Origin of the sequence: Streptomyces sp. NPDC093018, assembly GCF_040684035.1 — a bacterium.
GTDB lineage: Bacteria > Actinomycetota > Actinomycetes > Streptomycetales > Streptomycetaceae > Streptomyces > Streptomyces murinus.
Map to the genome: position 1 here is coordinate 298155 of NZ_JBFBFF010000007.1, position 20178 is coordinate 318332.

The 20178-nt window shown below is 70.2% G+C and carries 19 protein-coding genes and 2 pseudogenes; 3 read left to right on the top strand and 18 right to left on the bottom strand.

Annotated elements, in window-relative coordinates; genetic code table 11:
- Positions 1-152: 152 nt before the first annotated feature.
- The 4 genes from AB0N90_RS18945 to AB0N90_RS18960 form a co-directional block, all read right to left on the bottom strand.
- Positions 153-1796 carry a M4 family metallopeptidase gene (locus AB0N90_RS18945; RefSeq protein ID WP_365197941.1) on the bottom strand — a complete coding sequence of 548 codons (1644 nt, stop codon included), beginning with the start codon at positions 1794-1796 and terminating at the stop codon, positions 153-155.
- Between the two features lie 283 nt (positions 1797-2079).
- Complete coding sequence (locus AB0N90_RS18950; protein ID WP_365197944.1) at positions 2080-3453, bottom strand: MFS transporter; 1374 nt, start codon at positions 3451-3453, stop codon at positions 2080-2082.
- A complete protein-coding gene (locus AB0N90_RS18955; RefSeq protein WP_365197946.1) occupies positions 3450-5453 on the bottom strand; it encodes a PEP/pyruvate-binding domain-containing protein in 2004 nt (667 codons plus the stop codon). Before AB0N90_RS18955 ends, AB0N90_RS18950 begins: the two co-directional genes overlap by 4 nt.
- A complete protein-coding gene (locus tag AB0N90_RS18960; protein WP_365197949.1) occupies positions 5450-6823 on the bottom strand; it encodes an ATP-grasp domain-containing protein in 1374 nt (457 codons plus the stop codon). Before AB0N90_RS18960 ends, AB0N90_RS18955 begins: the two co-directional genes overlap by 4 nt.
- Positions 6824-7126: 303 nt before the next feature.
- Between AB0N90_RS18960 and AB0N90_RS18965 the strand changes: the two genes are divergently transcribed.
- Complete coding sequence (locus AB0N90_RS18965; protein ID WP_365197952.1) at positions 7127-8167, top strand: PAS domain-containing protein; 1041 nt, start codon at positions 7127-7129, stop codon at positions 8165-8167.
- A 93-nt stretch (positions 8168-8260) separates the two neighbouring features.
- Here AB0N90_RS18965 and AB0N90_RS18970 read toward each other — a convergent pair.
- The 13 genes and pseudogenes from AB0N90_RS18970 to AB0N90_RS19030 form a co-directional block, all read right to left on the bottom strand.
- Positions 8261-8386 (bottom strand): annotated as a pseudogene (locus tag AB0N90_RS18970) (alpha/beta hydrolase); the annotation flags it as partial.
- A gap of 2 nt (positions 8387-8388) precedes the next feature.
- Positions 8389-8679: an antibiotic biosynthesis monooxygenase gene (locus AB0N90_RS18975; RefSeq protein ID WP_365197953.1), complete on the bottom strand. Its 291-nt coding sequence runs from the start codon at positions 8677-8679 to the stop codon at positions 8389-8391.
- A gap of 54 nt (positions 8680-8733) precedes the next feature.
- A complete protein-coding gene (locus AB0N90_RS18980) occupies positions 8734-9060 on the bottom strand; it encodes a metal-sulfur cluster assembly factor (RefSeq protein ID WP_365198067.1) in 327 nt (108 codons plus the stop codon).
- Positions 9061-9192: 132 nt separating this feature from the next.
- Positions 9193-9561, bottom strand: a pseudogene (locus AB0N90_RS18985) (uL22 family ribosomal protein); the annotation flags it as partial.
- Complete coding sequence (locus AB0N90_RS18990; protein ID WP_365197956.1) at positions 9524-10783, bottom strand: FAD-dependent oxidoreductase; 1260 nt, start codon at positions 10781-10783, stop codon at positions 9524-9526. The gene AB0N90_RS18990 and the pseudogene AB0N90_RS18985, both read right to left, overlap by 38 nt.
- Positions 10780-11103, bottom strand: coding sequence for a Rieske 2Fe-2S domain-containing protein (locus AB0N90_RS18995; protein ID WP_365197958.1), 324 nt, complete (start codon positions 11101-11103; stop codon positions 10780-10782). Before AB0N90_RS18995 ends, AB0N90_RS18990 begins: the two co-directional genes overlap by 4 nt.
- Positions 11103-12164, bottom strand: coding sequence for a hypothetical protein (locus AB0N90_RS19000; protein ID WP_365197961.1), 1062 nt, complete (start codon positions 12162-12164; stop codon positions 11103-11105). The genes AB0N90_RS18995 and AB0N90_RS19000 overlap by 1 nt, the downstream gene beginning before the upstream one ends.
- Positions 12161-12475, bottom strand: coding sequence for an MmoB/DmpM family protein (locus AB0N90_RS19005; protein ID WP_365197963.1), 315 nt, complete (start codon positions 12473-12475; stop codon positions 12161-12163). Before AB0N90_RS19005 ends, AB0N90_RS19000 begins: the two co-directional genes overlap by 4 nt.
- Complete coding sequence (locus tag AB0N90_RS19010; protein ID WP_365197966.1) at positions 12472-12783, bottom strand: toluene-4-monooxygenase system B family protein; 312 nt, start codon at positions 12781-12783, stop codon at positions 12472-12474. Before AB0N90_RS19010 ends, AB0N90_RS19005 begins: the two co-directional genes overlap by 4 nt.
- On the bottom strand, positions 12780-14312 hold the full coding sequence (locus AB0N90_RS19015; RefSeq protein ID WP_365197968.1) for a toluene monooxygenase: 1533 nt from the start codon (positions 14310-14312) through the stop codon (positions 12780-12782). Before AB0N90_RS19015 ends, AB0N90_RS19010 begins: the two co-directional genes overlap by 4 nt.
- 34 nt (positions 14313-14346) lie before the next feature.
- The gene (locus tag AB0N90_RS19020) at positions 14347-14856 is read right to left on the bottom strand and encodes a nuclear transport factor 2 family protein (protein WP_365197971.1); all 510 of its coding nucleotides are present in this window, start codon (positions 14854-14856) and stop codon (positions 14347-14349) included.
- Positions 14853-15299: a nuclear transport factor 2 family protein gene (locus AB0N90_RS19025; RefSeq protein ID WP_365197972.1), complete on the bottom strand. Its 447-nt coding sequence runs from the start codon at positions 15297-15299 to the stop codon at positions 14853-14855. Before AB0N90_RS19025 ends, AB0N90_RS19020 begins: the two co-directional genes overlap by 4 nt.
- A gap of 81 nt (positions 15300-15380) precedes the next feature.
- On the bottom strand, positions 15381-16397 hold the full coding sequence (locus AB0N90_RS19030) for a DJ-1/PfpI family protein (protein ID WP_365197974.1): 1017 nt from the start codon (positions 16395-16397) through the stop codon (positions 15381-15383).
- A gap of 249 nt (positions 16398-16646) precedes the next feature.
- Between AB0N90_RS19030 and AB0N90_RS19035 the strand changes: the two genes are divergently transcribed.
- Positions 16647-17396 (top strand): type 1 glutamine amidotransferase domain-containing protein, encoded by a 750-nt coding sequence (locus AB0N90_RS19035; RefSeq protein WP_365197976.1) that lies wholly within the window; start codon positions 16647-16649, stop codon positions 17394-17396.
- Here the strand turns inward: AB0N90_RS19035 and AB0N90_RS19040 are convergent.
- Positions 17359-18315, bottom strand: a complete 957-nt coding sequence (locus AB0N90_RS19040; protein ID WP_365197978.1) for an AraC family transcriptional regulator — start codon at positions 18313-18315, stop codon at positions 17359-17361. The two genes, AB0N90_RS19035 and AB0N90_RS19040, sit on opposite strands and share 38 nt — an antisense overlap.
- 354 nt (positions 18316-18669) lie before the next feature.
- On the opposite strand from AB0N90_RS19040, the gene AB0N90_RS19045 reads away from it, so the two are divergent.
- Positions 18670-20145: a glycoside hydrolase family 76 protein gene (locus AB0N90_RS19045; RefSeq protein WP_365197980.1), complete on the top strand. Its 1476-nt coding sequence runs from the start codon at positions 18670-18672 to the stop codon at positions 20143-20145.
- Positions 20146-20178: the final 33 nt, after the last annotated feature.

Sequence of the window (20178 nt, forward strand, 5' to 3'; positions counted from 1 at the left end):
GGCAGGAGTCCTCCGATGGGATGCCGCCGGGCGAGGACGAACCGGCCGCGGTCGTGGCCGGGGCGTGGCTGATCCGCGACGCCGACGTATGAACACGGGTGGCACCCGGACCACAGGCCCGGGTGCCACCGTCGGTCGAGCGGGGAGACGGCTCAGTGCACGTCGACCCCGGTCCAGGCCGCCTCGACCGCCTTGTACTCGGCGCTGTCGGCGCCGTACAGGTCGGTCGCCGCGGACAGCGTGCCCTTGCGGGCGTCGGCGTAGTCGGTGGTCGACGTGAAGTACGTCGTCAGCGCCTTGTACCAGATCTGGAGCGCCTTGTCCCGGCCGATACCGGTGACCGTCGAGCCGTCCTTGGTCGGCGAGTCGTAGTCGACCCCGTTGACGGTCTTCGCGCCGCTGCCCTCGGACAGCAGGTAGAAGAAGTGGTTGGCGACGCCGGACGAGTAGTGGACGTCCTCGTCGCCGACGGACGAGCTCCAGTAGTCGGCGGAACCGCCGTCCTTGCTGGGCTTGTCCATGTAGCGCAGCGGGGTGCCGTCACCGTTGATATTGATCTTCTCGCCGATGAGGTAGTCACCGGGGTCCGAGCTGTTGTTCGCGTAGAACTCCACGCCCGTGCCGAAGATGTCCGAGGTGGCCTCGTTCAGGCCGCCCGACTCGCCCGAGTACTCGAGGCCCGCGGTGTTGGAGGTGACACCGTGGCTCATCTCGTGACCGGCCACGTCCAGCGCGGTCAGCGGGTCGTTGTTGCCCTCGCCGTCGCCGTACGTCATGCAGAAGCAGCTGTCGTCCCAGAACGCGTTCACGTACGAGTCGCCGTAGTGGACCCGCGAGTAGGCGCCCACACCGTCGTTCTTGATGCCGCTGCGCCCGAACGTGTTCTTGTAGAAGTCCCACGTCTCCTGCGCGCCATAGGCGGCGTCGGCCGCGGCGGTCGCGGCGTTCGACGTGGTTCCGTCGCCCCAGGTGTCGTTGTCCTGGGAGAACAACGCGCCGGTGCCGTCCTGCTGGTGGTCCAGGTTGTACGTCTTGTGGCCGCCGCGGGTGTCGTCGGTCAGGTTGTACGACGAGCCCGACTGCGCCGTCGCCAGGTCGACCTTGCCGCTGTACTGGGTGTTGCCGACGCCGGTCTCGATGCCCTGGTACTGGAAGAGCTTCTTGCCGGTGGCGGCGTCGGTGATGACGTGCAGCTGGTTCGGCGTGCCGTCGTCCTGGAAGCCGCCGACCACGGTCTCGTAGGCGAGGACGGGCTTGCCGCTCGCCGCCCAGACGACCTTGCGCGGAGCCCGGTCGACGGCGGGCTTCGCCGAACGGTCCTTCTTCGCCAGGCTCAGGGCCTGCTGCCGCGCGGTGGCCGCGGCGATCCGCGGGGTGAGCGAGGCGAGCTTCAGCGTGGTCTTCGACGCTCTGGTCACGCCCTCCGTCCTGCCGGACTTGGAGGTGTGCACGATCAGGTCGCCGCCGAGCACCGGGAGGCCGGCGTAGGTGCGCTCGTAGCGGGTGTGGACGGTGCCGTTGCCGTCCTTGACGACATCCTTGACGACCAGCTTCTCCTGGCTGCCCAGGCCGAGGGCCTTGGCGGTCCCGGCGAGCCCGGCCTGCGCGTTGCGGATGAGACCGGTGCGGGCGGCGGCCGACAGGGTGACGGGCGCACCGGCCGGGCGAGCGGCGTCGGCGGTGGGCCGGGCGGCGGCCGAGGCGGTGAGCGAGGTGCTCAGCAGGGCGGCCGCGGCGGCGACCGCGGTGGCCGCCGCGAGGGCTGTGCGCTGGTGACGTATGTTGCCGTGGGTCATGCAGGCTTCTCTTTTCGTGGGGGGATTTCCCGGTCGGTGTGGGGCCGGCCGGTGTGAGCCACATGAAGGACACACCCCGGAATGGCAGGGGCATGCCAATGCAGAGCAAGGGGTCTGCGGTCTTTCAATTCCCTTCATTGCGTGGGGGGTTGGCAGTGACATGCAGAGAAAACCCCAGCAACGACCGCTCGCGCTATACACGTGGGTCACAAGCGACAACAACCCCACGCCTCCTTCACAGGCGACACACAGCCTGTTCCGCATGTGTACGGCGCGCGAACAGTCAGGCCCTCGGGGCTGCTCCCTCGTCGACGGGCAGCGCGACGGGTTCTTCGGCCGGGAGCGGCCCGGCCTGCGCGGATCCCGCATCCGCGCCGGGTGCCGTACCGCCCCCGCGCGTCCGCGCCGCCCGGTTCGTGTGGCGCAGCGCCAGATGGAGGGCCGGGATCAGCACACAGGTGACGGCGGCCGACTGCCACAGCAGGGCGTCGAGCCGGCCCGCCGCCAGAAAGGCGCCCGCGGCCACCGCGGCCAGGGCGCACACACCGCGGTCCACGATGCTCTCCACCGACAGCAGGGTGGCGCGCGGAGCGTCCTTCGGGATCGCGTCGTTGATGAGTTTGCGCTGCACCGGATAGCAGAAGCCGGTGATCGCGGCGAACACACAGAGCAGAGCGGCCACCGTCCACGGGCCGCCGGCGGTGGTGCCCGCCAGCGTGGCCGCGAGCGCGACACTCAGCAATGACACCCAGGCCGTGGGCGACAGCCGGGAGCCCAGCCACTGGGGCCGCGCGGAGGCGACCGCCTCGGCGACCGTCATCGCCGCGAGCACACCGCCGGTGCTGCCCTCGCCGATGCCGTGGTGCAGCAGCACCGGCTGGAAGAGGTTGACCTGGCAGATCCGCGACAGCGTGAAGACGGCCACGCCCTGCACCATGAGCAGGGCGAGCCACGGCGACGCCCGAAGGGCCCGCAGCGCGGCACCGGTGTCACGCAGCAGCGCCGCCTCGCGCCGGCCGGAGGCGCGTGTCGCCCCGCGCGCCTCGCGCGGGGCGAGCCGTGGCAGAGCGAGGGCGCAGCCGAGCGAGCCTGCCGCGCTCGCCGCGCTCAGGACGTACGGAGCCTGCGGCGCCAGCACCATCAGCGGTCCGACGAGCGGCCAGCAGACCACCTTGGCCGCAAGTCCCAGGGCCCGCGCCGTACCCTCCGCGCGGAGGTAGTGCGCGTCCGCCCCTTGCGCACGCAGCCCGTCGTAGAGGCAGGCGCTGGCCGCGCCCGAGGTCAGGGAGCGCCCCGCGGCGATGGCCAGGAAGTGGAGGAGGAAGCCGGTGTAGGAGGGGGAGAACACCGGCATCAGGTTCGCCGCCGTCATGACCACCGCGCCCGCCCACAGGCAGTTGCGCGCGCCGATGCGGTCGGCGACGAGTCCGGTCGGGATCTCGAAGAGGCAGAAGGCGATGTAGTAGATGCTCTGGATACCGAAGATCTGGCCGTCGGACAGGCCCGCGTCACGCTGGTAGGCGTAGAAGACGGGCATCCACCACAGCAGGTTGAACAGCAGCTGGAACCCGTTGTTGAGGCGGATCACCCGGCGGGCCGCCGGGGTCAGGTCCTCCTGCGGAGCGCGGCGCCACCGCGCGGGCCCACGGCGCCTCATCGGGCGTACGGGCGGACCTGGACCAGCTGGAACGCCCCCTCGCCGGTCATCAGCCACTCGATGTCCAGGGCGTCGTCCGGGTCGTCCGTGCTGAAGTGGGACTGCAACAGGCGCCCCGCCAGGGCCAGTTCGGCCAGCGTCGCCCTCGTGTCCCCCGGCAGGTCGGTGCCCGAGGATCCGACGGCGACCGTACGGCCGCCGCCCTCGACCGTGTTGTACAGGTACTGGTGGGGCAGGACCGTGCCGTCCACCACGCGCTCGGGCGAACCGGCCGTGCAGTTGAGGTACACGTTCCGGAAGTCCTCCCGGCGCGTCGGGTTGCAGGTGACCAGCACGCCCCCGAGGTCGGCCGGCGTGTACTCCTGGACGATCACCCCCATGTAGGTGTCGTCCAGCGGGATGCCGACCTGGTGCCGCATCCGCACGCTCCGCGGCGACAGCAGCGACGCCCACACATGGATGACGGCGTCCAGCAGCTGATCCGTGCCGCGTACCGTCGTCACCGAGTCGTAGATGCCCGCTGCCGAGAACCCCGGCAGGTCCTCGGCGTTGGAGGAGGAACGCACCACCAGACGGCGGTCGTCGGCCACCAGCCGCGGCACGGCTCCGGTGATGGCTCGCGCCACCTCCTCGGGCATCGGCGTGCTGCGCATCAGGTGCTGGAGATCCAGCGAGAGCGGGTCGATCATGTCGAGCGCGTCGAGTTCGAGTGCCATCTTCAGCTTGCCGATGCCCTGTTGGAGCGCAGGCGACGAGGTCAGATGGAGATGGTGCAGATGGAACGGCAGCGCCACGCCCCGCGGCGCCCGGACCGTTCGGGCCACGCGTTCGGCGGCCGTGAACCGGAGCCGCTCCAGGGGTGCTTCGGGCTCGCCGAGCCGGGTGCCGAGATGGGCGAGCAGATCCGGCCGCGGCGGGCGCGGGCGGGCGTAGAAGGCCGTCAGGTCCGCGGTGCGGCTGTCCAGCACATGGTGCAGTTCGCCGAGGTGGGCGGCCTTGGTGCCGTAGCTGTCGCGGTCGGTGAGCCGCAGCCGGTGCAGTTCCATGATCGGCGCGTCCTCGATCAGCGGTGCGTCGATATGGATGCGCTGGGTGTCCCAGACCGGCCGCTCCAACGCCGGGGCGCAGGACAGCGGTTCGAGGCTGACGGCATCCTCCCGCACCCGGTAGCGGACCCAGGCGCCGTCCAGGCCGTGCCGCTCCACCAGGGCGTCCAGGTCGCGGACGATCGCGTTCGGGATGCCCCAGCCCGAGGCCAGCACATTGGTGTGCGAAAGCGGTGTCGTGGGGCGGGTGTTGATGAATCCGGCCACCCGGGGCACGTCGTCGGGCAGGCCCGCCATGGCGACGATGTCCGCCCAGCCGAGGTCCGCGGCGCCTGCGCGGTACTCCTGCGGAGTGCGGAAGTACCGCAGACGCCCCTCCGCCACACCCGGGTTGAGGCAGGTCCGGGTGCGGCTGCCGAACAGCTCCTGGCTCAGGATGCGGGCGTCGCCGGCCAGGGCCAGCTCATGCTCCTGGCCGTGGTTGGCCGGCTTCAGCAGCAACGGGAGGCGCCCGTCCACGCGGTGGCGGACGTAGTCGTAGAACTCCTGGAGCAGCGCACCGTGCATGGTGTCCGCCTCCGTCGTCTCCAGGACGAGGAAGGGCCGTTCGGCGCCGTCGGCGTCCTCGTCGCTGTGCAGCGAGAGGATTCCCAGCAGGAAGCGACGGTCCGGCGCCATGTACACCGAGGCGTTGAACGCGTCCAGCTCCGCGTCGAGTTGCCGCGGTGTCATGCCGAGTACGCGCGTGGCGATGTAGTCGACGTGGAAGGGGTGCACCCGGGTGTCGAGCAGATGCCAGGTGTCCTCGGTCCGGTCCACCACGACCTTCAGATACGGGTGTCCGGCGAGCACGCCGGACAGCGTGCGGAACAGCGGCAGCGACAGGTTGACGCCGACCACGGTACGGTCGACCGCCGCCTCGGCGCCGCGGACCTCGTCCGGCGCGGGCATCATGCGCGTGCCCCCTCGGCGGCGTCCACCTGGAGGATGTCCGGCAGCGCGGTCACCAGGGCGGTGAGGTCGCGTATGACGGACTGCGGCCGGTCGGCCGACAGCAGACACAGCCCCGCCATGGTGTTGGCGCCGCCCGCGGGGTCGTAGACGGGGACCGGCGAGCCGTCGGGGAGGGAACTCTCCCGGACCACGGACAGCGTGCTGCCGGCACCGATCGGCGCCTTGCGGACCACCGCCGAGGAGTCCCACAGATGCCGCCGCGGCCACGGCGCGCCGTCACCGTCGACCGCCAGCACCACCAGGGAGCCCGTCGCGCCCTCGGCGTCCGCGGGCGTCAGCGTCCGCGCGGGCCAGCCGGGCGAGCGGCCGAGCAGCTGATCGGTGAACATACCGACCAGGTCGAGGCCGAAGACGTCCTCGATCTGCGGCACGGTCATCGCGCCCCCGAACCGGGCGGCCGTCTCGATGACCCACATGCGGCCGTCCGCGCCCAGCTTGATCTCCGTGTGGGTGCCGAAGTTCTCCAGCCCCAGCGCGTTGACGGCCCGCCGGGCCAGCTCCACGATCCTGCGCTGGGCCCCGCTGTCGACGGCGGCCGGAGTGATACCGGCGCGCTCGGTGAACGGCCACACCGTCGGCATGCGCCCGCTCAGGCAGACCGGCCGGAAATCGCCGTCGACGACGACGCCCTCGACGCTCACGTAGTCACCCCAGCCGGGGCCGTCGAACCACTCCTCGGCCCGTCCGGTGACGATCTCCTCGACGATGAAGTCCTCCGACGCGCCGCGCACATGCATTTCGGCGAAGCCGAGTTGCGCCGACTCCGCCATGACCTGACGCGAGCGGCGCCAGGCGTGCCGCGCCTGCCCGGGCTCGTCGATGATCTGGTGCGCGGTCGAACCCGCGCTCCACGCTGCCTTGAGTAATAATGGGCATGACAATCGGGTGGTCGCCCGCTCCAGCCCGGCGAGCCCCGCGACGGGTCGGAAACGGGGCTGCGGAACACCGTGGCGGTCCCACGTGGCACGCATCAGCCGCTTGTCGCGGGCGAGATGGGCGGCCGCCCCGGCACCCCTCAGCCCGAGTCGCCCGCACGCCTCGGCCACCGCGACCACCGCGTACTCCGAGAAGGTGAGGACGGCGTCCGCCCCCACCTCGCGGGCGCGCATGACGATCAGCTCGACGAGGTCCCGGTGCTCCGCGCGGGGAGGCGTCACCACCGAGGCGCACAGCCGCGCCGCGTCGTCCGCCACCCCCGCGGGCAGCCCGCTCAGCGCCAGCAGGTGCACCGTGGCCCGCCCGGCCACCCGCGTCAGAGCGTGACCCACCGGCGGCCCGCCCTTGGCATGCACGTACAGCACCTGGCTCACGTAGACCCATCTCCTTCGATGTAGCGGCACTTGATGCCGGGAGCACTCACGCCCCGCCCGCCGGTTCTCCTCCTTCAAGCGAACCAGTCCGAACTCGCCTCCCAGCGGCCGCATTACGCGAACCATTCAGGCAAATGCCTTATCCGGCTGGGCTATTGGCGTCATGTGAAGGTGTCGTGATGCGCTAGCGCGCAGAGGGTGCAGAGCCTGAGAGCGCCCGGTTCTCCCGTGTTCCCGGAGTGCTACGGCTTACGCACGAGACGTCACCCAACGTCATATCGTGCAGTATTGAAGGAGTGGGCCGTGGACGAGACGGAACGCACAACACCCCTGGACGAAGCGATCGGCCCGCCCGGCCACAACCCCTTCGGAGCCCTCGCCGAACTCACCCCGGCCGCCGCGTTCATGCGCGACGGCACCGGCCGCCATGTGTGGGCCAACCACGCCTACGCCCACCTGTACGGGACGACACGCGACGCGGTGATCGGCCGCCACCTGTCCGACCTCGACGAACCCGCAAACGCCGGCCGCTTCCTCGCCATGGACCAACAGGTCCTGACCGAGGGCAGGTCCATACGGCACGCCCTCACCTACCGCCGCCCCGACGGAACTTCCGCACACGCGGCGGGCTACCGGTTTCCCGTCCGCTGGGGTGACGAACGCTGCGTCGCGGGCATCTACGTCGATGTCACCGACTACGTCCGGGCGATGGACCAACGGCACCGGGCCGAGGCGGACTTACGCGCACTGCGCGACCACAGCGGACTGGCCTGCGTCCGCCTCGCCCCGGACGGAAGAGTGAGCGAGGCCGGCACCGCCGCGGCCGAGATCCTGCGCCTCCGCCTCTCCGAGCTGACCGGATCGCGCGCCGCCTCGCTCCTCGCCGACACACCCGAACGCGGCGCCCTGCTACGGCTCTGGGACGACCTGATCGCCGGACGGCGCAGGAGCGCCCGCGCCTCGGCGGTGCTCGTCGACGGGGAGGGCTGGCAGCGCCGGGCCCGCATCCGGCTGACCGCCGTCGGCGCGGCGGCGCCGGGCGTGACCGGCGTGTGGGCCGTCGCCACCCATCTGGGCCGACGCCAGCAGACCCAGCCCACCCTGACCGCCGCCCAGATACGCATCGTCGCCCTGCTCGCGGCGGGCCGCAGCAACGCGGACATCGCCGAGGAACTGCGGCTGTCCCGGCAGACCCTGGACTACCACCTGAGCCGGCTCCGCGTCCTCCTCGAAGCGCCGACGCGCCCAGCACTGGTCGCCCGGGCCTACGTCCTCGGCAACCTCTCGCCCCGGACATGGCCACCCCGCTCACCCACGGCGGCCCACCCCGCCAGCCCGGTGTGACCGCCCTCGCCCTGTGCGCGGCCTGAAGGACGGCGAGCAGTGCTCCGTCGTCCGGCGAGTGGCTGGTGTTCTGCTCGCCGTGAATTTCCCTCGTGCGAACGGCGCACCTTGCGAGTTCCCGACCACAGCCGGGTGCCCCAGCCTCCGGAGCAGACAGAACTGGCGCATGTCGTCGGCGAAGTCGGAGAAAGTCCGCGCGGGCGCGGGCGTCGAGACACCGCTCATACGACAGTTTCGTACGTGTGCACAGTGCGTTCGGCGAGAGCGGGAAGGGCCCTGCCGACGACGTGGGTCCGAAAGGCGTCGGTCGCCTTGTGATCGTCGTAGCCGCCGGCGTCGGTGTACTTCTCCACCAGGACGAACACACCGGGCGCGGCATGGTCCTCGAAGGCGTCGAAGGAGATCATCTTCTCCTCGGCGCGATTGAGCGGCGCGACGGTCGCGAGAACCTCTCGGACGAGACCCTCCTGACCGGGTGCGGCCTTCCAGGTGGCGATGACGACATGTGCCATGGTGCTGAGGTGTTCCTTTCGGGTGTGCCGGGCCCGCGGCGGCCCGGCAAGCGGTCAGAAGCGGTTGAAGCCGATGGCCCGTAGCTGATCGCGGCCGTCCGGCGTGATGTCCTCCGGGCGCCAGGCCGGTCGCCACACCCACTCGATCCGGTGGCCGGCGACACCATGACGCGCCCGGTCCGCGAGGACGGAGCGGATCTGGTCCTCCATGACACCGGTCAGTGGACAGGCGGCGGAGGTGAGGGTCATCGTGATCGTCGCGCGGTCCTCCTCGACGGTGATGTGACGGACGAAGCCCAGATCGACGATGTTCACCCCCAGGTCCGGGTCGAGCACGTCGTACAGCAGGTCCCGGACCTGCCGGGCGCGCGCGTCCGGCAGCTCCGCACGGGGCCCCGCGCACGGTGACGGGCCGGCCGCGACGGCGGCGGGGCGGTCACCGGCCGCCGGTCGATCCTCGTCCAGGATCGGGCCGGTGGCCGCGCACGGTCCGGTCGGCTCCAGCCGGACCAGCACATCGGCCGTCGCACTGCTGATCCAGTCCGCCTTCCCGTGCGCCTTGCGCCGTATCCGCACGATGTCCTCGCCACGGTGCGCCTCGCCTCCGGACACCACGAGCAGGTCGGCCCGCAGCCCCGATCGCCCGGCCTTCGCCAGGGCGCGGTCGAGGACCCGGGCCACTTGTTCACAGGTGCGGCCGGGCCCGTGCCGGAGCCGGGCGACCGCCTCCTTGACGGGCAGCCCCGCGACGGCCCGCAGGGCCCGCTGCGCGTCCGGCTCCGGGACCCGGACGCGCTCCTGGTGCCAGACGAACTCCGCTGTCGCTGTCACGGTCGCACACCTTTCACGCTCGGTCCCGCGCCGGGCGAGCGGCGGCGGCACGGGGCAGGAGGCGCCGCAGCGCCACGGACTCGTCCCGCAGCTGTTCCGGCGAGATCTCGTGCTCGGCGAAGACAAGCCGGCGGACGTCCAGGACATCACGCGGACGGTTCAGGGCGACGACCCCGGTCACCTTGCCGTCCCGCCAGGCGAAGGCGGAGAATCTGCCCTCTTCCACGCGCCCGCGCAGCACCGGTTCGAACGGGTCGGGCAACCGCCCGGCGCTCTGCACACTGTGTCCGTACTGGTCGGACCAGAACCAGAACGGCTCGGCGAACTCCTCACCCGCGCCCAGCATGTTCCGGGCCGCCTGCGCACCCTGCCGTACGGCGGTGTCGTGGTGCTCGACCCGCAGGTGCTCGCCATAACGCGGGTGGTACTGGCGTGCCACGTCACCGGCCGCCCAGATCCCGGCGTGCGAGGTCCGGCCGAGAGCGTCCGTGACGATGCCGTGGTGCACCTCGATGCCCGCGGCCCGCGCGATCTCGGAGTTCGGCACCGCGCCCACTCCCACCACCACGAGGTCGCTCTCCACCGGGGCGCCCCGGACCGGCACGACCAGGACGCCGCCGGGGGTCTCGCGGACCTCCCGGACGCCGGTGCCGAGGCGGACGTCCACGCCCTGCCGGCGGTGGATGCCGATCAGGGCCGATCCGACCTGCGGGCCGAGGCTGCGCCGGAAGGGCACGGTGTCCGGCTCGAACAAGGTGACCGACTTGCCGAGGCCCACCGCCGTCGCGGCCACCTCGCACCCGATGAAACCGGCTCCGACCACCGCTATCCGATCCGTGGTGCGCAGGTGCGCGCGGAGCGCCAGCGCGTCGTCGAGGGTGCGCGGGTAATGGACCCGCTCACCCTCGAAGCCGGGCAGCCGCCGTGCTCGTACGCCCGTCGCGAGCAACAGCGCGTCGTACGTCATGCTGTCCACGTCGTCCGCCGAGGTGAGGGTCAGTCTGCGCCGCACGGTGTCGAGGGCGGTGACGCGGGTGCCAAGGAGCAGCTCCACGCCCTGCTCCCGGTACCACTTCCCCGGCTGCGCCCACAGTCCCTCCTCGTCCGTGTCGCCGGCCAGGAACTCCTTGGACAGCGGCGGACGCTGGTAGGGCCGGTGCCGTTCGTCGCCGACGAGGACCAGCTCGCCGTCGAAGCCGCTCTCGCGCAGGGTGCGGACGGCGGACGCTCCCGCGACGCCGCCGCCCGCGATCACGTATCTCTCCCGTGTCATCCGACGTCCACCATGATCGCGCCGTCCTCGCCGACCCGGCACGGATAGGACGTCAGCCGGCAGCTGCTGGGATTGACGCCCTGGCCCGTCTTCGCGTCGAACTCCCACATATGGCGGGTGCAGACGAGGGTCTCGCCGTCGAAGTCGCCCTCGTCCAGGGCCCATGCCTGATGCGGGCAGCGGTTCTGGTAGGCGCGGATCTCGCCGCCGACGTTGACGAGCAGCAGTTTGGTGTGCTCCACCTCCGCCGCCGCCATGTCGCCCTCCCACAGGTCGTCGATGTCCATGGCCTTGTGCCAGGTGCCGGTGGTGGCTCCCATCACGCTCCCTTTCGCTCCGCCGGAACCTCACCGGTTTCGCCGGTACCCGCGAAGACGCGGGCGTGGCAGACCCTGCGGGCCGCGCTCGCCTCGGACACGACGCGCTCCGTGGTCCAGCTCCGCGGCCCGTACCGGGCCAGGAGCGAGCCCAGTCCGGCGGCGGCGTCGTCCGCCGCCGGGGTCCACCGGTCGATCCAGCGGCGCAACACCTCCTCGTTGCCGCCGCGCCGGCGCACCGCGAACGCGGCGAGTGCCGTGCTCCAGCGCAAGCGGCGGTCGGCGTCCTCCTGGAGATACTTCGAGAGCAGCCAGGACTCCTCGTCCCCGGACTGTGCCGACGCCTCGCCGAACTGCCGCAGCAGGACATCGTCCAGGGTCGGGCCGAGCACCAGGCCGAGGGCGGTGAACGCCTCCCCCCAGTCGTAGCTGACCAGGGCTCTCTCCACGGCGCGCCGGGCCGGCTGCCAGGACTCGTCCCGCTCCCACTTCTCGCGCTCGCCGGTACCGAACCCCGCCTCGGGGTGGGCCAGTTGGAGTTCCCGGGTGCGGTACGCGATCAAGGTGAGCCGGCGCAGCAGGTCCGCGGTGGCGAAGCCTGCCGCGTTGGTGACGTAGGAGGTGGGTGCCATGTACCCGACGTACGCCTGGATCTGCTGGAATCCGTGGACCAGATAGCGGGACGGCGTGTGCAGCGACGCCAGCAGGCCGGTCTGCCCGGGCGCCAACCGCTTGTCCGCGCCGGCCTTGGCGTACTCCGCCAGCACACCGCCGGACTTGGCCTCGGCGTCCGACTGGAGGTTGACGTAGGCGCGGTAGGTGAGAGCGTCCGGGTCGCGGAACTCTTCCCAGTCGTCCACCGCCAGCGGGGACTTGTCACGGTAGGTCAGGAACCAGAGGTTCGGCGGGGACGAGGGGTTCTGCTCGAAGGCACCGCTGCGGTTCCGCCGCATCGTCCAGTTCTGGCCATGGGTGACGATCTCGTACTCCGTCGGCATCTTGCGGACGTCACCGAAGGCGCTGAACGTGCGCCTGGGCCGGGGCTTTCGCGGGGTGCCGGTCACGCCGATGCTCCTTTCGCCGCCCGCGTCCTGCGGGCGGTGATGTCTTCCCAGGTGATGGAGTCGCTGGTGGTGATGACGCGTCCGACGAACGAGGACATCAGTGTCTCCATCGACCTGATCTCGAAGTCCGCGCCGAGGTACCGGCGCAGCGTCGGGAGGGTCAGGGTGACCCTTTCGGGGCCGCGCACCCGCACATAGGCACCCCGGTCCACCACGTCGATCTCCCGGTCGGGGTTGTCGTCCTCGATGGCCGCGATGATCTGATCGACCTCGTGTCCCATGCGCAGGACCGGTCCCACCCACTGGCTCATCGCGTCCCCTCCGGGATGTCGTACTCGACCCGTACGTGGTCGAACGGTTCGAAGCCCGCCTGTGCCACGGTGGTCGCCGGGTCCAGCCGCCGCCCGTTGTGGAACACCACCCTGGGGTGGGGCAGCGCGCGCACCCGCTTGCCCTCGACATGGTGCGCGACGGCCGCCGCCACCTGCTCCGCGGTGTCCTCGGTGGTGACGGCCACGAAGATCTGCACGAAGTCGTCGGCGAAGACCGCGTTCAGCGGGATCACGGCCGGACCGCAGGGGTCGGTGGGCTCGGTGGGTTCCGTCGTCTGCCGGCTCATGAGGTCCTGGCCTCCGTGCCCGCCAGGGCGAGGCCCGTGGCCGGGCGGCCCACGTAGTCCTTCGTCCAGGCGTCGTAGTCGGGATCGTCACCCATGACGTCCGGCGTCATGCCCATGTACGCGAGGATGCCGCCGACGTCCATCGGCTGGATCTGGCCGGCGACGAACCGCTCGATCAGCGTCTGGTGATTGACGTTGTCCCGGTCCTTCCACCAGATCTGCCGGCAGGCGTTGGTGCAGAAGTGATAGGTCCGCCCGTTGTACTTCAGCGGCCAGCTCGGCACCCGCCAGCGGCCCGACCTGCTCTGTACGGCATTGCAGCACGGCAGATTGCACATGCTGCACAGCCACGGGAGCGTCTCGGGCAGCGTGGCTTCCACGTTGTCCGCGTTCACGTTGTCGATCAGCGTGTCCCACTTGCCGCCGTAGACGGCCTCCCAGTTGGGGTACTTCTCGTTCAGCCACTCCCGTTCGTCCTTGGAGACGCCGGCCTTCGGGCGCCACCACAACGTGGGACGCCAGTACCACAACCCCATGTGCAGCCCGTGGTGCCAGGTGTCGAGCCCCCGCAGGAACTCGTCCCAGTACCAGGGCTTCTTCAGACCGTAGTCCTCGATGGTGTGGATGTACTGGTCGATGATCCACTCCTCCATGAACTCCCGGTAGGACTGCTTGCGGTGCTCAAGGGGGGTGTAGTAGTCCATGGCCGGACCGGTGAGCGCGGCGAACGCGCGGGCCGAACCCCAGAAGTTGCGGTCGATGACCCACTGAGCCCGTACGGGATCGTGCTCGACGAGGATCTCCAGCGTCGGGCCGCCCTGCTGGGAGTGCCGGGCCTCGTCCGTCTGGATGGAGGAGATCATGTTGGCGAAGTTGATGTCGCCCGCCTCCAACGCGTCCGCCGCCAGCGCCACGAACTGGAGATTGGTGAAGCCCGTCTCGAAGGTGAACGGAAGCCCGATGGCGAGGTCCACCACGTTCGGCGCGATCATCATGTTGTCGAAGAGATTGCGCAGCGCCACCGGCACCCAGTTGTTCTGGTGGAACGTCTTCTGCGTCCAGTCGTACTGCGGGTCCTTCTTGATGAACTCATGGCCGAAGAAGGTCGTGATCTGCGCGTGCCGCATCTCGTCCAGTGCGCCGAGCGTCGCCATGTTGCGCCAGGAGCCGTTCATGCCGAACCGTGCCATCTTCAGTTCCCCGAGCACCGCGGCGTACTCCACCAGGGCGACGCCGCCGAAATGCATCTTGGTCGAGGAGCGCCAGCCCTCGTCCAGCCCGTCGAAGTTGGCCGACCGCTGCAGGGCGGCCTTCACCGCGTAGGCGGCCGACTCCTTCTCGCGCTGGGTGGCGACGTACTCGGGGTAGGTGATCTTGTAGTCCTCCTCCCAGCTCGCCCACGCTTCCCTCGGGACCTTCCCGGTGCCGCTGTGCCACTCCGGGAAGACGGACTCGTCCTTGACGTAGCCGTAGGTCCAGTCCACCTCCCGGACGAACCGCTGCCATTCCTCGCGCTTGAGCAGAGTCATCTCTCTCCTGATCTCCGTTCCGGTTTCCCGTGTCCTAGTCGACTTCGAGATGGCCGAGCCGGCGGTTGATCCCCGCGCCGTCCCAGTACGCCCGCACCGATCCGATCCGTCCGTCCTCGTCCACCCGGAGGATGAACAGATGCGGTTCGCGGAACGCCCCGCCGCACGGCTCGGCGAATCCCCAGGCGAGCTGCTGGGTGCCGCCGATGTCACAGCGGACCAGTACGTCGCCGGCATCGTTCGCGTCGATGTCGTGGACCTCGTTGAACAGATCCGGGAATGAGTTGATCAACCCGGTCCAGATGGTCTTGCCGACGGTCCCGACCATGCCGTCCCCGCGCAGCACGCGCTGCTTGCCCCACACCTCGTAGGGCACGTAGGAGAACTCCGCGGTGTCCGTGCACATCTCGGCCATCGCCTCGATGTCGTGCCGGCGGTACGCGGCGAAGAACCTCGCGGCCGCATCGGCGGCGACCGCGGCGCGGGACCGGCTGTCCCCGGCCCGCTGCGCGGTCACCGGACCGTCCCGGTGGGCGATGGTCATACGGCCCCTCCTGTCACGATCGCGACCTGGTCCAGGCGTTTGACACCCAGCCGGCGGTAGAGCTGGTTCTGGCACCAGTAGCCGTCCACGGTGGTGATCCGGCCGTCCGTCACCGTGAAACGCCAGGCCTGGTCGAGGTCGATGTGCTTCTCCTGGTTCACGGCACCGAGGTAGTCCGCCGCCTGGGTGCCCTCCAGCTTCAGCTCGGCGCCCACCACCCGGCCGCACTCCACCAGGTGCGTCAGCGTCAGGCGCAGATCGGGGAAGGCTGTTCCGGTGGACACCACCCAGTCGCGCAGCGCGGCGGGTGCCGCGCCCACCGTCCCCAGCGGGTACAGGCTGACCACCGCGCTGGGATCGACGAGCGCCATCGCCTCGGCGACGGACCCTCGCCGTACCGCGTCCAGGAACGCCGTGACGGTGCCGGCCGGCGTGTCACTCATGTGTCGTCACTCCTCGGGTTCGACGTGCGGGGCCGGGCCGGCCGAGACCGCCGCCGGGTCGGGACGCGGTGTATGTCCGCCTCATACGGCGAGCGCCTTGAGCAGGGCGTCCGCGGTGGCCTCGGTGGAGGCCGGGTTCTGACCGGTGATCAGCTCGCGGTCCACGACGACGTGGGACACCCAGGCGCTCGGTCCGTCGTCGAAGACGGCACCCGCGTTCTTGAGAGCGGTGTCCACGTACCACGGCAGTCCGAGCCGGCCCGGCACCGTCTGGTCCTCCTCCTCGTCGGTGAAGCAGGTCATGCGGTAGCCGTCGAAGAGCCACTGTCCGTCCTCGCGTTCGGGAGCGGAGAGCAGCAGCGCGGGGCCGTGGCACAGGGCGGCGATCGGGGCCCGGCGCGTGTGCAGGACGGCGATCAGCCGGGCCACGTCGCGGTTGTCCGCCAGGTCGACCATGGGCCCGTGGCCGCCGGGCGCGAACACGGCGTCGAAGGCGGCCAGTTGTCCGTCGCCCAGGGACGACAGCGCCACGGGGGCGCGGAACCGCGGGAAGCTCGCCAGCCTGTCGCGACGGGCCGCCGCCAGTGCGCGGGCGTCGTCCTCCAGCGCTTCGGTCTCCGCCAGGAGGTCCCGCCGGCTCAGTCCGCCGTGCAGATCCTCCGCGACCATGACGTCCGCCAGCGGACGGTCCCGCCGCCAGGCGAGGCGAGCCGCACGGCTCACCAGTTGGTGTGCCTCGCCCGGATCGGTGCCCCGTTCGGTCAGCCGCCGTACGATCCGGCGGCCCGCCATCAGACCGAGTTCCGTGGTGTGGTGCAGGGTGATCCGGATGTCATCAGGGTCGTGGTGGAAGGTGCGGGTGACCGAGGCGAAGAAGTCCTGGTCCTCCTCCGGGTAGTGGAAGAAGTGCTCCAGGCCGTAGGGATCGGCGGTGGGCGCCGCCCCGTCCGGTGTGATCACGGTGACCTCGTGCCCTGCCGCCAGGAACCGCTCATAGGGTTTGAGGGCCTCTTCCGCGAAGTAGCCGGTCGGGTGCAGGGTGCCGTCGCTCAACTCGATCTGTTTCGCGCTCGACACCAGGTACGCGATATGAGCCATGTCAACTCCAGGTGAACAGTGTGTTGCCGCGACGCTTCGAAGGTAGGCCGGGTGCCGGGGCGGGGCATCGCAGATTCCTGGCGGAGAACTGCGGATTCCGGCAACGGGCGGCTCGCGTATCGGCTTTCGTGCGAGAAGTAGCGGATTCCAACGGAAACGAGGAGAACCCTTGGGTGTCCGCGCCTAACGTGAGGGACGCGCCGCCCTGCCGGGAAGAAGCGGCAGGGACCCACGACAGAAGGGTTTTCGATGACTCGCGTGCTGTTCGCGGTATCGGGGTCCGACCATTGGACGCTCAATGACGGCACCAAGCACCCTTGCGGGTACTGGCCGGAGGAACTGGTGGTCCCGCACAAGATCTTCCGCGACGCGGGGTTCGACATCACGGTGGCGACACCGGGCGCGGTGCCCCCGACCGCCGACGAGGCGGGGTTCGCCGCCGCGGCCAACGGCGGCTCCGAGGAACCCGGCCGTCGTTTCCGCGCCTACCTGGAGACGATCTCGGCGTCCCTCGGCGCGCCGCTCGACCTCGACGCGGCCGACGCCGCCGAGTACGACCTGGTGTTCGTCCCCGGCGGTCACGGCCCTATGGAGGACCTCGCCACGTCGGCGAGGTTCGGCGCGCTGATCGGCGCGTTCACGGCGGCGGGCAAGCCGGTGTCCGCGGTGTGCCACGGCCCGGCGGCCTTCCTGCCGGCCCGGGACGCCGCCGGCGGCTGGCTGTTCGCCGGTCGGGCGGTCACCGGCTTCAGCAACGAGGAGGAGGCGGCGATGGGCTTCGCCGCCCGGGCGCCGTGGCTGCTGGAGGATCGCCTGGGCACGAGCGGCGGCCGCTATGAACGGGCCGGTGCCTTCGAGGCACACGTGGTCTCCGACGGAAACCTCCACACCGGCCAGAACCCCGCGTCCTCCGCCCCGTTGGCCGAACGGCTGGTGAGGCTGAGCGTCCAGGGCCTCTCGTTCAGCCCTGCTGCTGCGAGCCGAGTTCCTCGGAGATGAGCCGTAGATTGCAATAGGCTCGGGGAGTGGCACCGAATCTGTCGCGGAACTCGTTGATGAAATGTGACGTACTGGAATATCCCACGGTCCGCGAGACCTTGGTGACACTCATCTGCTGCTCGATGAGGAGATCCCTTGCCCGGTTGAGTCGCATTTCCTTCACGAACTGGTACGGGGATTTTCCGGTGACCTCCCGGAACAGATGCGAGAAGGCGGAGGGGCTCATGGAGACTCGCTCCGCCATATCGCTCACCGTGAGCGGATCCGACATGTTGTGCTGGACGTACGCGATGACGTCACTGACGGGGTTTCCCACCACCTCGGACGCGGCGATCGCGATCAGCCTCTCGTACTGTTCCGCCTGAAGCACCCGGTACACCATTTCGCGCAGATACAAGGGCGCGAGCACCCGGCGGTCGGCACCGACGTGCGTGGCTTGCAAGAACCGGATCGTGGCCGACATCAACGCGCTGTCCAGCGGGGAGACGAAGGCGGGCTCCGGCTTCCCGCCCAGCTTCGGTCCGAAGGGCACCGCCCGCCTGTCGAGGATGTCGGAGGACACGCGCCGCACCAGGGTCGGGTCGATCTGGAGGACCAGGGAGAGGAAGGGCTTCTCCGCGGTGGCCTCGATGATCTCGGCCGTGAAGTGCTGGCTGCTGCTCAGCACCAGGTAGTTGAGGGGGTCGTAGTAGTGCGGCTGCCCGGAGGACACCACGCACTTGCGTCCCTGGGCGATCACGCAGAGGGAAAGCGACTTGACCTCTTCCCATTGTGGTGCCGTCGGCTGTGTGTAGCGGTAGAACGTGAGTCCCGGCCACCCTCCGGAGTTACCGCCGTTGTCCGGCGTGCGGGAACGTATCTCGGCGAGGAGATCTCCCGAGGTCAGCGTCTCCTGGAGTGGGTGGGGTACGAGGGTCATCCGGCGGCTCCCTTGCTCAGGTCCTCGGCGGTTCGTCCGTGAGGGGGCCTGGGACCGCGCCGGTCTCCGATGGCTGCGGACAACCCCTGGGCCCCGAAGGGCGGTAGACGGCATGCGGGGCGGATCCTCACGGACACGAGCCGATGCTACGAGTCCTTCCACTCCGGGCAATCCCGTATTCCTCCTGGGAAGTTGCGTACTCCACGGCCGACCGGGGCCCTCGCCCGCACCTCACATGCCCCGGACACCGCTGCTGTGCCCTCCAGGACCGCTTTGCCCTATTGACATGTGCGTAACAATTCAATCGTCAATGTTCACCGAGGCGGGCATCGCCCCGCCCGACAGGAGGTCGACATGCCCCCGTTCAGGAAAGGAATGGCGGCGACCGGGCTGTCGCTCGTCGTCGCCCTGCTCGCAGCGACTCCCGCGGCCGCCACCGCAGGTCCCCGTACGGGCGCCGACGCCCGCACGGCCGCGACGGCGGCGATCTGCGACACGTACTGTGACGCGCGCGACCCCTCCGCCGCCACCTCGGACCGGATCCCGGCCATCAGTTCCCTGTACGGCCGGACCGTCCGGCTGCACCTCTCCGACAACGATGTCATGGGCTGGGCGTCCATAGACGACGGAAACCCCGGCGACGAGGTGTGGCTGGACCGCAGTTTCGACGGCGGCAGGTCCTGGTCCTCCGGAAGCAAACTCGGCGACACCAAGACCCCGCAGGAATACCGCGGCTGGCGGACCCAGATGTACAACGTCGACGACTGGAACACGGCCGGAGTCGGGGCCCTGCGCGCGTGCGGCAAGGCCGGTGACCGGGCGGAGATCACCTGCACCTCCTGGGCCCGGGTCGACCGGAACGCCTGGAGCCGGGGGACCGCGGCGGCCACGGCACTGATGATGTCCTACGACCGCGGCACCGGGCTGTTCGGCGGCAACGGCTGGTGGACCGCCGCGAACGCGCTGACGGCCGTCATCGACAACGCCCGGGTCAGCGGCATGCCCAGCTACAAGTATGCCATCTCCACCACCTACGACAAGAACCTCGGGGCGCAGGGCGGCAACTTCACCAACGACTACCTCGACGACACCGGTTGGTGGGGGCTGGCCTGGGTCGCCGCGTACGACGCGACCGGCGACAGCCGGTACCTCAGCACCGCGCGCACCGACGCGGACCACATGAACGCCTACTGGACGGGCACTTGCGGGGGCGGGGTGCTGTGGAACGAGACCAAGACCTACAAGAACGCGATCACCAACGAGCTGTTCCTCCAGCTCAACGCGGCGCTCCACAACCGGATTCCGGGCGACACCGCCTACCTGGACCGCGCCCGGCAGGAATGGTCCTGGTTCCGGCAGAGCGGCATGATCAACCAGGATCACATGATCAACGACGGTCTCACCGACGCGTGCGCCAACAACGGCCAGACCACGTGGACGTACAACCAGGGTGTCGTGCTCGGTGGCCTCACCGAGCTGTACCGGGCGACCGGCGACAACGGCCTCCTGGACACCGCCCGCCAACTGGCCGACGCCTCCACCGCACGGCTCCAGACCGACGGGGTGCTCCGTGAGCCCGGGGAGTCCGACGGCTGCACCGGCGACGGTCCCTCCTTCAAGGGCGCCTACGTACGCGGGCTCGGCAGACTGAACGCGCAGTTGTCCGGCCATCCCTACGCCGCGACGTTGACCCGGTGGGCGGACACGGCCTACGCCAAGGACCGCAACACTCTCGACCAGTACGGCCCGCACTGGAACGGCGGTTCGGGCACCACCGACTACGGGTGCCAGCAGAGCGTTCTCGATCTCCTCAACGCCGCAGGGCAGTAGCCCGGCCGGGGCCAGGGAGCCGCCGAGGTTGCC

Coding starts and splice junctions, on each gene's coding strand:
- AB0N90_RS18945 (WP_365197941.1), bottom strand. CDS start 1,796: ATGACCCACGGCAACATACGTCACCAGCGCACAGCCCTCGCGGCGGCC.
- AB0N90_RS18950 (WP_365197944.1), bottom strand. CDS start 3,453: ATGAGGCGCCGTGGGCCCGCGCGGTGGCGCCGCGCTCCGCAGGAGGAC.
- AB0N90_RS18955 (WP_365197946.1), bottom strand. CDS start 5,453: ATGATGCCCGCGCCGGACGAGGTCCGCGGCGCCGAGGCGGCGGTCGAC.
- AB0N90_RS18975 (WP_365197953.1), bottom strand. CDS start 8,679: ATGGCACATGTCGTCATCGCCACCTGGAAGGCCGCACCCGGTCAGGAG.
- AB0N90_RS18990 (WP_365197956.1), bottom strand. CDS start 10,783: ATGACACGGGAGAGATACGTGATCGCGGGCGGCGGCGTCGCGGGAGCG.
- AB0N90_RS18995 (WP_365197958.1), bottom strand. CDS start 11,103: ATGGGAGCCACCACCGGCACCTGGCACAAGGCCATGGACATCGACGAC.
- AB0N90_RS19005 (WP_365197963.1), bottom strand. CDS start 12,475: ATGAGCCAGTGGGTGGGACCGGTCCTGCGCATGGGACACGAGGTCGAT.
- AB0N90_RS19010 (WP_365197966.1), bottom strand. CDS start 12,783: ATGAGCCGGCAGACGACGGAACCCACCGAGCCCACCGACCCCTGCGGT.
- AB0N90_RS19015 (WP_365197968.1), bottom strand. CDS start 14,312: ATGACTCTGCTCAAGCGCGAGGAATGGCAGCGGTTCGTCCGGGAGGTG.
- AB0N90_RS19020 (WP_365197971.1), bottom strand. CDS start 14,856: ATGACCATCGCCCACCGGGACGGTCCGGTGACCGCGCAGCGGGCCGGG.
- AB0N90_RS19025 (WP_365197972.1), bottom strand. CDS start 15,299: ATGAGTGACACGCCGGCCGGCACCGTCACGGCGTTCCTGGACGCGGTA.
- AB0N90_RS19030 (WP_365197974.1), bottom strand. CDS start 16,397: ATGGCTCATATCGCGTACCTGGTGTCGAGCGCGAAACAGATCGAGTTG.
- AB0N90_RS19035 (WP_365197976.1), top strand. CDS start 16,647: ATGACTCGCGTGCTGTTCGCGGTATCGGGGTCCGACCATTGGACGCTC.
- AB0N90_RS19040 (WP_365197978.1), bottom strand. CDS start 18,315: ATGACCCTCGTACCCCACCCACTCCAGGAGACGCTGACCTCGGGAGAT.
- AB0N90_RS19045 (WP_365197980.1), top strand. CDS start 18,670: ATGCCCCCGTTCAGGAAAGGAATGGCGGCGACCGGGCTGTCGCTCGTC.